A 12,034-nucleotide genomic window follows, 5' to 3' on the forward strand; every position below is an offset into this window, starting at 1 on the left:
CGGATGCGGCTTCACGGGTGACAGTGGAAACGGGGAAGCGGGAGTGAGCGGGAAGAAAGAGGAAATTATGAACATGCAGGAGGCGGCTGACCATGCTGAGGGAATCATCGACGCGACTCTCGAAGCGATCGATCCGCCGGTCGAGGTCATGCGGGGGCCGTCGAGCGAATCAAGTTGCACCGACTTCAAGAATGACGAGACCGGTACCGGGTCGGTAACCCGTCGACGCTATGTCATGACGATTATTTCGGCCGAGCGGCGCGGTGGTTTCCTTGGCGTCGTCGAGCGATACTGGAAGAAGCAGGGGTACGAAATTACGTCGATTCGGAACAGTTCCGACATGCCGGCGATTTTCGCGACTGCGCCGGACGGCTTCCGGGTCGGTCTGGAATTCGGATACAAGGGGCAGGCTGGATTCAAAATCACTTCCCCCTGCGTCACGGAGTCGAAAGTAACCGAAGCGCCCAGAGAACCCCTCAAGCCGGGCTCGCCGGAGTCCAAGGGGCTCCCTTACATCCACTCCGACTTCTGGTCATCGACCGCCCCGATCTCCTCCGCTTCACCGACAGCGCCGGTGGACTGATGGTGATTCCTGGCGGCAGCTCCTCGACGCGACACCACTCACCCGATCATCTGGACGAGTCGAAGTAAGTTTTTTCCTGATCCGAGGACAGGGCCGGGACTTCCGTGCTCGTCGCAACCCTCGCCCGCACGGATCTCGCCGAGCGCAGCATGGCTGACAGCGAATCCGGCGACGCTCCGTTCGCCGATACGAGCACCTCGCTCGGGCGGTGCCGTCGGCTTCCGGGAGTCACCCGGCCCTCACCGAAAAGCTGTTAGGGGAAGGCGAAGGCGAGCGGACCGAGCCCGCCGGTCATCGGGCGAGTCGATACATGAGCAGCCACAGCGCGGGCGACGACGGTGGCCGCGTCCGGGTTGCGGACGCCGCCCGGCCTGCCGGTGCGTGACTCCGAGCGGCCGGGCGGCGCCGTGCTCATGGCGGTGGCATACGTGGGAACGGCAACGCGCGACCGCGTGAAGGTGAAAGGGGCGGCGGCCGGCCCCGGGGCCCGCGCCCTTCGTCGTGCTCGCCGTCCGCCGGTGCGTCCGGGACAGCGCTCCGCACAGCGGTACGGACTCGGGGCTTGCCGACCCCTGTCCCCGGGGCCGGCCGCCCCCGTTCCTACGGCGCGGCCAGGCGTCTGGCCCAGGAGGACAGGTCGTCCACGGAGTTGCCGCTCACGCTCGCGGAGTAAGTCTCCGGGCCGACCCTGATGTCCAGGACGAGGTGCCGGGGCAGCAGCGGAAAGCGGCTCCTGGTGACGCGGGCGTCACCGGTGAACACCTTCCGGACCAGCTCTCCCAGATGTTCGGTGCGCACGTTCTCGAAGGTGAAGTCGTCCAGCATGAGCCGTACGGCCTCGGGGTGGTTGTCGGCCCCCATGACGAAAAGATGGACGTCGTGGCCGCGGACGCTGCCGTCCCAGTCCGCGACCCAGGCGCCCCCTTCCCAGCGCTCGATGAACGTGCCGTCCTCCGCGCCCAGTGAGCGAAGCGCTGATTCGAGCTCCGCCGTCGCCTGCGGCTTGTCAACTTTTCCTGCCATGCCCCACGTCTACCTTCCGGCCCCGGATTCCGGCCATCCCTTGCCGGATTTCAGCCGGAGGACGGCCCGGGCGGCTCCGCAGCCGTCGGCACCTCCGGAACCGTCCCGCATACGGCCCGGACGGCGTCGGACCGGAGCCGCCCCCGTGGGAACAGGGCAGGGAAAGCAGGTCACGACCGTCCCGCGGGGACAGCCGGGGCCGGACGGGGAGGCGCCGAAGGCCGGCCCACGGCCCTCACGGCCCACACCCGCACCGTCTCCCCGGGAGCGTCGGCCGTCCGGCCACACCCCACCCCTCGGCCGGCGACGCCACCGGGGCCGGCCCGCGTCCGCCGTCCGCGAGCGGCCGGCCGTCGGACGTGGGAGACGGGCAGCAGCCCCCCGCACACATCGCTCACCTCCACCCGGACACGCCCCCGCCCCCGCCGCCCCGCCCGGCCGCAGCCCGGCGCCCCGGCCGGGCACCCGCTCGTGGGCGACGGCGTTCGCGGGCGAGCTCGGCCGCGACCAGTTCCACGGCGTCGCGGGACGGGTGCCGTAGGACCGTCGACCGCCCCGGACGCCCCTCTGGTGCGAGGCCAGACGCCGGGCCGGACGAGCGTGGCGGGGGTGGCGGCGAGACGGAGGGTGAAGGGGGAGGCGGGGTGAAGACGAGGGGCGTGACCCAAAGTTCCCACCCGGCCAGGGCTGTGACCGGGTGGACCGCGCCTACGGCGGGATTCCGCGGAGGCTCGGCCGATGAGTGCCGGGATGCCGTGGCGGGGGCTCCCGCCGAGGCGGAGGCGGGGACGCGCGCTGCGCGCATGAGTACGGGCACTCAATCGCTTTGGTGGCCGTCACGGACGTGAGCCGTGATCGTTCCCGGTACGGTGCGTATCGACCAGCGGATCCGCTGCTCCCGGATTGGCGAAAAGCGGAATCCGTTGGCATCTGAGTGGGGTGGAAGACGGTCCTGAGGGTCGAAACGCATGCTAACTGCTTCAACCCGGATGGGAAAAGGTACAGGTGTCAGCGAAAACCGTCGCCGAAATCATCATGGGCGAGCCCGGTTTCATGAGGGGGAGAAGCCGTGATGAGGGGGAGGGTGGTGGCAGTCGCGGTACTGGTCTCGTTCCTCGCCGGATGCGGGCCGACCGGCTCCGGATTCCCATCCGGCCACCGGGATACGAAGATGAACATGCAAACGGCGGCCGACCGCGCGGACGCCATCCTCGACGGAACGTTCGCAGCCATCAAGCCGCCCGTCCAGTGGACACCCACCTACACCGTGCCGGCCGAGTGTTACGTGGACCGTGACCGGACGGTCATGACGATCATCTCGGAGCAGCGGCGTACGGCGTTTTTGGATGTGGTGGAGCGCCACTGGAGGAGCGAGGGATACGAATTGGTCGACATGAGCGAGAATGGGCTGGCAACCAACTTCAGGACTCACGACGGGTTCCAGTTGCAAGTGCTCATTGGAACCAACGGCCAGGCCCACTTCACCGTGACCACGCCCTGCGTGGAGAAAACCGACGTGTCCGCCCCGAGCGGTCCGCCCATCGGTTTCGACTACTCGCAGCAGGAAGTTCCCGCACCGAATGTCCGTTCGGACTTCTGGTCGTCCACCGAGCCTGTTCCGTCCTCCTCCTCGAGCGGGATGTGACGGAGAGGGAACCATGTCCGCACTCTCGTGCCACTTCAACCCGGAGCAAGAGAATGAAACGACCGGACGTATTGCTTTGTTGGTGTCCCGAAGCCCCTGTGAAGTCCCGTTGAGGCGGCCCTGGTGAGAAAACTGTGGATGGCGATTCCGAGCGCTGCGTCAGGCGTCTTCATGCTGGTGGGCTGTGGCACGGTGTCCGGCATCGTGGGGCAGGCGTCCGGAAAACCCCCCGGGGCGGTCTCGGACATCACTATGCAACAGGCGGCGGAGCGTGCGGATGCAATGCTGGATGCGACTTTGAACGCAATCAAGCCGACAGTTCGCTGGACTCACGGCGGGAGTTCTGTGGGCAGCTGTGATGTCTCTCGCTCGCGCACGGTGATGACTGTCATATCCGAGGAGCGCCGAGGAGAGTTCCTCGATGTCGTGCAGCGGTTCTGGGAAAAGAGCGGGTACCGGATCAATTCCGTGAATGAGAGTGAGAAATTTCCCGCCATTTTTGCTCGATCGCCTGATGGGTTCGGCATCTCCCTCGTCATCGGTGGCGCGGGCCAGGCCGTCTTCGACGTGGACACTCCTTGCGCCAAGCCGTCCGACGTGGCCGATCCCACCACTCCGCCCAACGGGCCGGCCTACGAATACCCGATCCCCCGTCCCAACGTCCGCTCGGACTTCTGGTCGTCGGCCGACCCGGTCTCCTCGGTTCCACCGAAAACTTCGGCGGGCTGATGGCGGCTTCGGGCGGCTTTCTCCTGACGCGGTATTCTCGACCGCTGCTCCGGACGAGGCGAAGTGGGAGGGACGCGCGTGTGGAGCAGCCGCCGGACGCGTTTGATGCGTGGGCCCGCCGGGATGATCCTGGCGCACGGTGACACCGGGTCGAGCCGCTTCAGGTCCGGGTTCCTTTCAGGCAGGCCGTAGTAGAGGACGAAGCCGCCGAGGGCGGTCGACGAGTAAAGGAGGGCGTTTCCGGAGATTATCGGAAACTTGGATAAAATTTCGGCTGTGGTACGGAAAAATAGAACTGCAAAAATCTGGGAATGCTCATTGTGGGGCTGGGAGGTCAGCACTACGAGAAGTCGTGAACCATGCTGAACGGTTCGAGGAGGCAGCGGCCGCTGTCATCGACTTCAATGGGGGCCGTTGGTTTCTCCCCTTTCGGGGTATCGCTGATCAAGGCGACGACGGCATCTGGTTCGGAAAAGGCCCAGCGAGTGAGGAATTCGGCGCTCACCGCTTCCTGGCGGATGGCGGACCACGCCCCTTCGTCGACGGTCAGGGACCTACACCCGCACACTCGAACCACTTCAACCCGGAAAGGGACCCGGAGTCCGTGGACAACATTGCGAAGGTTGTGGCGCGGGAGTCCGAGCGCATCGAGGCGGAGCGGTGGAGATGAGTGGTTTCAAAAGGATTCTGACGCTGGCGTGCGCGGCTGCTTTCACGCTCTCCGGGTGCAGTATGGTGGACCGCTCGACCGGATCATCACCGGACAATGGTGAGAAGCGCGCCATGAACACGACCATGCAGCAGGCCGCGGAGCGGGCTGATTCAATGCTCGACGCCACGCTTGACGCGATCAAGCCGAGCGTCCGTTGGACGCACGGGGCATCGACGACGGGGAAATGTGATGTCTCGCGACGCCGCGTCGTCATGACCATTGTTTCCGAGGAGCGGATGGGGAACCTTTTGTGGCTGGTTCAGCGGTCCTGGGAAAAGAACGGCTACCGGATCAAGTCGGTCAACAAGGATAAAAAATTTCCGGCGATTTACGCTCGGTCGTCCGACGGTTTCGGGATCGCTTTGACGGCTGGCGCCGAGAGGCAGGTCTTCTTCGAAGCGACCACGCCCTGTGTGAGGCCCTCCGATGTGGCCGCTCCCACCGCTTCGCCCAACGGCCCGGCCTATGAGTATCCGATCCCCCGCCCCAACGTCCGCTCCGACTTCTGGTCGTCGGCCACCTCGATCTCCTCCGCTTCACCGACGGCGTGGACCGGTCGATGACGACCCTCGGGAGGGACTCCCGGCGCGGTGCGCCCGCCCGATCGCCTGAGCAAGGCGAAGGGAGGAGGGCGCGCAGGATGTGCGTACGGATGGCGTGATAGGCCGGTGTCCGGCGACCGGCCAACGCATGGTGAGATGGGGCGGCTCGGCTTGCAGAAATACGACACACCTGTGAAATTCTCAAGGATGCGCCGTACGAACACTACGCATACGACGGTGCGCCGGCACTCAACCAGTTCCTGGACGGACTCGAAACATCACGTTCCGGTGAATCGGAACCACACCGCACCGTGATCGGCCACTCGTACGGAACGACCGTTGTCGGCGCTGCGGCTCAGACGGGACGCCTCAATGCCGACGACGTCATTTTCGCGGGTATTCCGGGTGTCAAGGTGTCCCGTGCAAACGAGCTGGATGTGCCCGAGGGGCATGTGTGGAACGAAGAGGCTGATGGAGACGTCGTTCCGGACATTGGCCGCTGGGGACACGGAGGGAACGGCTTTGTGATTCCCAGCGATCCGGAGTTCGGTGCCAATGAGACGACCACGGACACCCATGGGCACAGCGGCTACTGGGACAAGGACTCCCAGGCTGGCCCCTCTCAGAGTCTGTTGAACCAGGCCCTGGTGATCGTCGGAAAGGGTGGCGAAGTACCTCTGAAGCCGAGGCCTGATCCCTGGGTGCACGTGAAATAGGAAGACGGTGTGCCGGGAGTGTTGCGATAACCGCCTTGTAATTTAATTCGACGATACGAGGCTCGCTGACGTGAATATTAGATTGTGCGCTCTCGCACTAGTCGTACCCTTTGTTCTTACTGTCATTACCGGATGCAGCGTGAATGGCAACGATTCTGATGGTGTTCCGTTCTCTGGTACGAGCACTTCAAGTGAAGCCGCCGACGCGATCGAGGAGCTGTCCAGTGGCGTCTATGACCTGATCGGTGTCGAAGGGAAGGCGTCCAGCAGTCGTGCGGGAGTCATGGACTGCTCGGACAAGGACAGGGAAACTTATTTCCGAATCTTCCACTTCTGGAGTTTTTACCCCGCGTCGGCGAGCGATCTCGATGTGGCGATGAGGCGACTCAAGGAAGAATTGCCGAAGCGTGGATGGGAGGTCGTCTCGTACGGGCCTGACACCAGTAAGAACAAGAACATCAACCTGGTCGCAGTCAATGACATGAAGAAAGCCAGTATAAAGATCGTCAAGATGGCGAAGAACGACCCGCCGAAGTTGAGTCTGAACGTCGTCTCCGGTTGCTACAAGGTCCCGGAAGGTAAAAGGGTCGAGCGCTTCTAGCGTCCCTTCATCCTGCTCGTGTCGCTTCGGGTTGCTATTGGCGAGTCCGCACTCTTCCTGTTGTGGTAAGCCTCCCCTCCTGCTTTGATTCCTGCCAGGCTTCCTCCTGCGGTCGATACGTCTCCTTGCCGTTGTCCGGCGGGGCAGGGGTGGGCGGCTTCGGGTGGGGTCTCCTTGGGCCTGCTGCGGTAGTCACGTGGCTTGTGAATAACAGCATCGTGTGATGCATGTGCGCATCGAGCGGAAAAAGCTTGGCGCCGGGCTGCCCACCCGCAGGGAACAACTCGGCCTGGAGCCGGCACTGTTGGCGTACCGAAGTCCTGCTCTGTGCTCACGGGCAGTGGTCGCAGCAGCGGCGAAAAGGCGGGCTGGGGCGGACGCGGGTACGGGTGGTCCAGGAGCGGACCCGAACGGCACGTTTCTGCGCGGGTTCGATCGCCAGAAGTTGTTGAGGGAGGCGGCCGGGCTCACGCCGGCGCAGCTGGGAGAGCGGGTCGGGCATGGCGAGGCGCACATCGCGGCGGTGGAGCAGGGCCGCCGGATCCCGATACCCGAGCTGATCGACGCCGTGGACCGGGTGGTCGGGGCGTGGGGTGCGCTGGTGGCGATGCAGGGCGAGGCGGCGAGGGTTCAGTGTCCCTCGTTCCTCCGGCGATACGTGCAGTTGGAGGCGGAGGCGGTTGAGCTGCACGCCTCCATCGATCACGTGGTCGAAGAACTCCTGTGGGCGAAGCATCGTGCGCGGGCGATGCCGGTGACTGCGTCGAGGCGGCGGATACCGGTACGTCCGTGACTCCAGCGCCCGGGCAATGCGATCACCCGTGTCGGAATGGATCCGTGGGCCGCGTTCGTGCAGACGGCCACGCGCGGTCGACAGGACGAATGCCGCAGGGAGGGCCGCTCGCCGGGCCACCCCTCGCGCATGTCATTTGCTCTTCTTCCGTTCTTCTGTCCTGTGTCCTTTCAGGATCAGGGCGTTCAGCACTTTCCACTCGCCGGCCCGGTCCGGCGCCGCGACGATCCGCCTGTGCCGGAACCTTCGACGACCAGCCGAGGGCACGCGAAAGGCCCGTTCACGGATGAGGAAGCTCCCGGATGAGGAGGTCTTCGGACGACAGGCACGGGAACGGGCCCTGTGGCCGTGGCCGGAGCCGGCGGGCTCAGCCGCCGGATGCTCCCAGCTGTTCCCTCGGTCCCGCCCGGTCGTGGTGCCACCAGCCCTCGCAGATTTTCCCGTCCCGGAAGTGGTGCCGGGTCGAGCCGGTCGTGCGCACGTCCTGGCCGGTCGGCGGAACGCCGGGGAAGGCGCCCTTGTGCCGCGCCGTCCGCGTCCAGCGCGTGCACGCCTGGTCGCTCTCGCCGGTCTGGCCGTCGACGCGGAAGGAGAAGCCGAACGCCGCCCGCCGGTCGCCGTACTGCTCGGCGGAGGCGGCGAGTCCCCGGACGCCTCCGGGGTGGGCGGGGTCGTGGTCGACGTGGTCGCCCGTGCAGAACTCGGACAGCAACTCCGGTCCGGGACCGGGTCGCGCAGGCCACCGCCGCGCACCAGCAGCCGCACGGGCTCGGCGAATAGCACCCGCGCACCCTCCGGGTTCGCCGACCGGACGGCGAGAACGGCCTGCGCGAGCCGCTGGGGGAGGACTTCCGCGAACTTCGTCCCCCATCCGGCCGCCTTCCGGGACGGCCGGGACCGGAGAGCGGTGCCGGACGGCGACCCCGGCCATGGCCCTGCCCGGAAGGGGGAGGACGCGGCCGGACCGACGGTCGCCGTGACCCGTACGGTCCTCCCCGGGGCGCCGGGCCGTTCGGCCACGCCCCGCTCCTCGGCCGACACCGCCATCAGGGCGAGGCCGCGTGCGCCGTCCGCGAGCAGCTGCCCGTTCGGCGCGGGGAACGGGCAGCCGCTCCCCGCGCACGTTGTTCACCTCGACGCCCACCTCGAGGCGGCTGTCCTCCTCGTCGTTCTTGCCCGGCCGCAGCCAGGCGCCCCGGCCGGGCACGTGCCTGTAGGTGATGGCATGCGCGGCCGGTTGGTCCTCGACCGGTCCCACGGTGTCGCGGGCCGGGGTGCCGTAGGCCGGCCCCGGTCACCCATGCAGGACCCGGCCGGCCGCCGGGTCAGGCGGGCGCCGCGTTGGGTGGCGACGAAGCGGAAGGCGAGGGAGGCGGCGGTGAAGCGGTGGTCATACCCCGAAAATCCCATCCGGTCAGGGTGGTGACCAGGTGAATCGCGCCTACGGGGCTTCTGTGAAGACTCGGCCGGCGACGGCCGGGATGTTCGTCACGGTGTGGACCAAAGTGCGATCCCAGCGCATGAGTACGGATACTCAATCACTTTGGTGGCCGCCACGGACGTGAGCCGTGATCACTCCCGGTACGGTACGTGACTACGGGCGGACCGGTTGTCGTCAGCTCGCCCGAGCACAGCGGCAGTTGACGTCCGCGTACGGGAAAACGGTTGGCGGTACACGGGGAGGGCCCGAGCGGATGGCCTGGGATGAGTGGGAGCGGCTGAAGGCTGCGGCAGCGGAGCGGCAGTCGGCGGATACGCGGCTCAACTCGGTGACGTCGGGCCAGGGAGCCGCGGGCGGGGGCGGTAGCGGTAATTCCGGCAGACTCAGGTCCAGCAAGTCCGCGTGGAACAGGGCCGGGCAGGGCGTCGGTTCCCTCCAGGAGGACATCGGCAAGGCGATGACGAAGCTGGAGGACGGCCAGAAGGGCCTCACCGACGGCGCCGGGTGCCTGACCACCGCCGCGCAGCGGGAGGTCTACGGCTCCTGGGAGCGCTACGTCAAGCGTGTGAGCGGCCGCTGCGGGAAGCTGGCCGGGATCATGGAGAAGGTGGGCAGCGATCTGCTCAAGACCGACGAAGCGATCAGGGACGAGATCGCGAAGCTGAAGGCCGAATATCGGGACACGCCCGCTGCCGGCGGTCAGCCGAAGGGCCGGTGACCGGCAACCGTGGATTACGCCACCCTGAAGGCGCTCAAGCCGTCGACGTTCTCGGACGCGGCGGACGGATACCGCGCGATGAGCGACATGGCCGGCGCGGCCAAGGACCGGATCGAGACCCAGATCACCAAGGCCATGCCGGAAGCCCTGGAGGGGGACGCGGCGGACGAGGCGCTGGGACAACTGCGGGACCTGGCGGAGAACTTCCACTACACACAGGTGGAGTGCGGCCTGATCAGCACCGCGCTCAACGGGTTCTTCCACGACATCGAGGCGGCCAAGAAGAAACTCGAGGCAGCGGTCGAGGAAGCGCAGGTCGCCAAGTTCACCGTGAACTCCGACGGTTCGATCACCTACCCGGCGGGCGGTGAGAAGACCGACGGCAAACTCCCCGAAGGCGGCACGGCAGGAGGCCTGACCGACCCTACGGCCTCGGCATTGGCCCGCCAGGCGGCCAACTTCGATCCCAACCCCAACTACCGACGTGCGCAGGAACTCGCCGACCGTATCGCCGACGCTCTCAAGGAGGCCACGGAAGCCGACGGGAAATGGGCCCCTAAGCTGCGGGCCCTGAAGGCAGACGACGACCTGACCGTCTCCGACCGGGACTGGGCCGACGCAGCCTCGGACACGCGGGGCGTGCAGGCCGCGGGCAAGGAATACCTCGGCTCGTTGCCGCAGCCGCCGAGGGACGGTAGCCCGAAGGACAACGCGGCATGGTGGAAAAGCCTTGACGCGGAGCAGCAAGCCGCGTGGATCTCCATGCGGCCTGGTGTCGTGGGCGCGCTCGACGGACTGCCTTCCACGGTCCGGGACGAGGCCAATCGCATCGTGTTCGCCGAGACGCGAGGCCGATACCAGACGGAACTGAACTCGATCCCGAAGCCGCCCGCCAACGAGTGGACATGGATCACCGCGGGTCCGTATCCGTCCAAGGTGCACACCGACGAATGGATGGAGTGGCATCGGCAGTACGGGGACCGGTACGAACACCTCACCAAGTCCCTCAAGGGTATGCAGAGCATCCAGGAGCGTTTCGACGCGACCGGAAAACGGGGACTGCCCGAGGCGTACCTGCTGGGATTCAGCCCCGAAGGAGACGGCCGGGCGATCATCGCCAACGGAAATCCGGACACCGCGGATCACCAGGCTGTCTATGTTCCGGGAACCACGTCGGACCTGGAAAACATTGGGGGCAATATCAACCGGATGGAGAACGTGTGGCGCGCAGCCGACGCGAGGGCTGGCGGGAGGCTTGTATCCACGATCACCTGGCTTGGCTACGAAGCGCCTGACGGGGTTGTCAAGGACGCACCGTTCGAACACTACGCGTACGATGGCGCACCGGAACTCAACCGATTCCTGGACGGACTCGAAACCTCGCATTCCGGTGATTCGGAACCCCACCGCACCGTGATCGGTCACTCGTACGGAACGACCGTTGTCGGTGCTGCGGCCCAGACGGGGCGTCTCAACACCGACGACGTCATCTTTGCGGGTAGTCCCGGTGTCAAGGTGTCGGGCGCGGATGAGATGGACGTGCCCGAGGGGCATGTATGGAATGAGGAAGCAGACGGAGACGTGGTTCCGGACATCGGCCGCTGGGGCCACGGCGGAGACGGTTTCGTCATTCCCAGCGATCCGAAATTCGGCGCTAACCAGATGACCACGGACACCCAGGGGCACAGCGGCTACTGGGACGAGGACTCCCCGGGTAATCCCTCGCAGAGTCTGCTGAACCAAGCCTTGGTCGTCATCGGGAGGGGCAATAGCGTGCAGCTGAAGTCATCGCCCGATCCTTGGGAGCACGTGAAATAGGAGCGCTGGTGTCCGAGAAGGAAAGACGTGATGGCCAGCTCACTGTCCATCCGAACAAAGGCCCCTGACGTGAAGAAAAAAATGAGCACTATAGTGTTCATCATGTCCCTCGCCCTTGCAAGTTTTACCGGATGCAGCATGACAGATAACGACTCCAGCGAAGTCCCATTCGCCGGTACGAGCACTTCGTATGATGCCGCAGATGCGGTGGAAGAGGTGTCCAGCGACCTCTACAACCTGATCGGCGTCAAGGGGAAGGCATCGGACAGTCGCGCAGGAGTCATGGACTGTTCAGACAAGGACAGGGAGACGTACTTTCGCATCTTCCACCCCTGGAGTTTTCAACCCGCATCGGTGAGCGACCTCGGCGCAGTGATGGAGCGACTCAAGGCGGAACTTCCGAAACGTGGATGGAAGATTGTCTCGTACGGGCCGGACACCAGTAAAAACAGGAACATCAACCTGGTCGCCGACAATGACGAGAAGAAAGTCAGTGTAAAAATTGTCGAGATGGCGAAGGATGACCCGCCGATGTTGAGTCTGGATATCGTCTCCGGTTGTTACAAAGTTCCGGACGGCAAAAAGGTTGAGCGCTTCTAGCATCTCGTGACCCTGCCCGTGTCATTTTAAGTTGCTGTGACGGGTTCGTGCCCTCGGGCTTGGGGGAGACGAATTTTCGCAGATCATGTCGCTCACCGGCCGGAGCAGCACCG

13 protein-coding genes are annotated in these 12,034 nt (G+C 65.4%); 10 read left to right on the forward strand and 3 right to left on the reverse strand.

Translation table 11 applies throughout. The annotated features are described in order from the left end of the window. Positions 1-43: 43 nt before the first annotated feature. On the forward strand, positions 44-583 hold the full coding sequence (locus ACIBAI_RS04430) for a hypothetical protein (RefSeq protein WP_399030901.1): 540 nt from the start codon (positions 44-46) through the stop codon (positions 581-583). 600 nt (positions 584-1,183) lie between these two features. Here the strand turns inward: ACIBAI_RS04430 and ACIBAI_RS04435 are convergent. Continuing rightward, a complete protein-coding gene (locus tag ACIBAI_RS04435; protein WP_399030902.1) occupies positions 1,184-1,606 on the reverse strand; it encodes a hypothetical protein in 423 nt (140 codons plus the stop codon). Between the two features lie 1,084 nt (positions 1,607-2,690). Here ACIBAI_RS04435 and ACIBAI_RS04440 point away from each other — a divergent pair. Together ACIBAI_RS04440 and ACIBAI_RS04445 are read left to right on the forward strand one after the other, a co-directional pair. Then, the gene (locus ACIBAI_RS04440; protein WP_399030903.1) at positions 2,691-3,251 is read left to right on the forward strand and encodes a hypothetical protein; all 561 of its coding nucleotides are present in this window, start codon (positions 2,691-2,693) and stop codon (positions 3,249-3,251) included. A gap of 138 nt (positions 3,252-3,389) precedes the next feature. Continuing rightward, entirely contained in the window at positions 3,390-3,980 is a 591-nt protein-coding gene (locus ACIBAI_RS04445) for a hypothetical protein (protein ID WP_399030904.1), read from the forward strand. 340 nt (positions 3,981-4,320) lie between these two features. Here ACIBAI_RS04445 and ACIBAI_RS04450 read toward each other — a convergent pair whose 3' ends face one another. After that, positions 4,321-4,485: a hypothetical protein gene (locus ACIBAI_RS04450; RefSeq protein ID WP_399030905.1), complete on the reverse strand. Its 165-nt coding sequence runs from the start codon at positions 4,483-4,485 to the stop codon at positions 4,321-4,323. A gap of 161 nt (positions 4,486-4,646) precedes the next feature. Here ACIBAI_RS04450 and ACIBAI_RS04455 point away from each other — a divergent pair, with 161 nt between their 5' ends. The 4 genes from ACIBAI_RS04455 (at position 4,647) to ACIBAI_RS04470 (ending at position 7,344) form a co-directional block, all read left to right on the forward strand. Continuing rightward, positions 4,647-5,255 (forward strand): hypothetical protein, encoded by a 609-nt coding sequence (locus ACIBAI_RS04455; protein ID WP_399030906.1) that lies wholly within the window; start codon positions 4,647-4,649, stop codon positions 5,253-5,255. A gap of 176 nt (positions 5,256-5,431) precedes the next feature. Continuing rightward, the gene (locus ACIBAI_RS04460; RefSeq protein WP_399031367.1) at positions 5,432-5,950 is read left to right on the forward strand and encodes an alpha/beta hydrolase; all 519 of its coding nucleotides are present in this window, start codon (positions 5,432-5,434) and stop codon (positions 5,948-5,950) included. A 139-nt stretch (positions 5,951-6,089) separates the two neighbouring features. Next, positions 6,090-6,551: a hypothetical protein gene (locus ACIBAI_RS04465; protein WP_399030907.1), complete on the forward strand. Its 462-nt coding sequence runs from the start codon at positions 6,090-6,092 to the stop codon at positions 6,549-6,551. Positions 6,552-6,774: 223 nt separating this feature from the next. Then, entirely contained in the window at positions 6,775-7,344 is a 570-nt protein-coding gene (locus ACIBAI_RS04470; RefSeq protein WP_399030908.1) for a multiprotein-bridging factor 1 family protein, read from the forward strand. A gap of 367 nt (positions 7,345-7,711) precedes the next feature. Here the strand turns inward: ACIBAI_RS04470 and ACIBAI_RS04475 are convergent, their stop codons facing one another. After that, positions 7,712-8,056: an ester cyclase gene (locus ACIBAI_RS04475; RefSeq protein ID WP_399030909.1), complete on the reverse strand. Its 345-nt coding sequence runs from the start codon at positions 8,054-8,056 to the stop codon at positions 7,712-7,714. A 982-nt stretch (positions 8,057-9,038) separates the two neighbouring features. On the opposite strand from ACIBAI_RS04475, the gene ACIBAI_RS04480 reads away from it, so the two are divergent. Genes ACIBAI_RS04480 through ACIBAI_RS04490 form a run of 3 tightly spaced genes read left to right on the forward strand, consistent with a single transcriptional unit; the run spans position 9,039 to position 11,921 of the window. Then, on the forward strand, positions 9,039-9,503 hold the full coding sequence (locus ACIBAI_RS04480; RefSeq protein ID WP_399030910.1) for a hypothetical protein: 465 nt from the start codon (positions 9,039-9,041) through the stop codon (positions 9,501-9,503). A 9-nt stretch (positions 9,504-9,512) separates the two neighbouring features. Then, on the forward strand, positions 9,513-11,321 hold the full coding sequence (locus ACIBAI_RS04485) for an alpha/beta hydrolase (RefSeq protein WP_399030911.1): 1,809 nt from the start codon (positions 9,513-9,515) through the stop codon (positions 11,319-11,321). 30 nt (positions 11,322-11,351) lie between these two features. Then, the gene (locus ACIBAI_RS04490; RefSeq protein ID WP_399030912.1) at positions 11,352-11,921 is read left to right on the forward strand and encodes a hypothetical protein; all 570 of its coding nucleotides are present in this window, start codon (positions 11,352-11,354) and stop codon (positions 11,919-11,921) included. Positions 11,922-12,034 lie beyond the last annotated feature (113 nt).

Source organism: Streptomyces sp. NPDC051041, from assembly GCF_044456065.1.
GTDB lineage: Bacteria > Actinomycetota > Actinomycetes > Streptomycetales > Streptomycetaceae > Streptomyces > Streptomyces glaucus.

Coding starts and splice junctions, on each gene's coding strand:
- ACIBAI_RS04435 (WP_399030902.1), bottom strand. CDS start 1,606: ATGGCAGGAAAAGTTGACAAGCCGCAGGCGACGGCGGAGCTCGAATCA.
- ACIBAI_RS04470 (WP_399030908.1), top strand. CDS start 6,775: ATGCATGTGCGCATCGAGCGGAAAAAGCTTGGCGCCGGGCTGCCCACC.
- ACIBAI_RS04490 (WP_399030912.1), top strand. CDS start 11,352: ATGGCCAGCTCACTGTCCATCCGAACAAAGGCCCCTGACGTGAAGAAA.
- ACIBAI_RS04455 (WP_399030906.1), top strand. CDS start 4,647: ATGAGTGGTTTCAAAAGGATTCTGACGCTGGCGTGCGCGGCTGCTTTC.
- ACIBAI_RS04445 (WP_399030904.1), top strand. CDS start 3,390: ATGGCGATTCCGAGCGCTGCGTCAGGCGTCTTCATGCTGGTGGGCTGT.
- ACIBAI_RS04480 (WP_399030910.1), top strand. CDS start 9,039: ATGGCCTGGGATGAGTGGGAGCGGCTGAAGGCTGCGGCAGCGGAGCGG.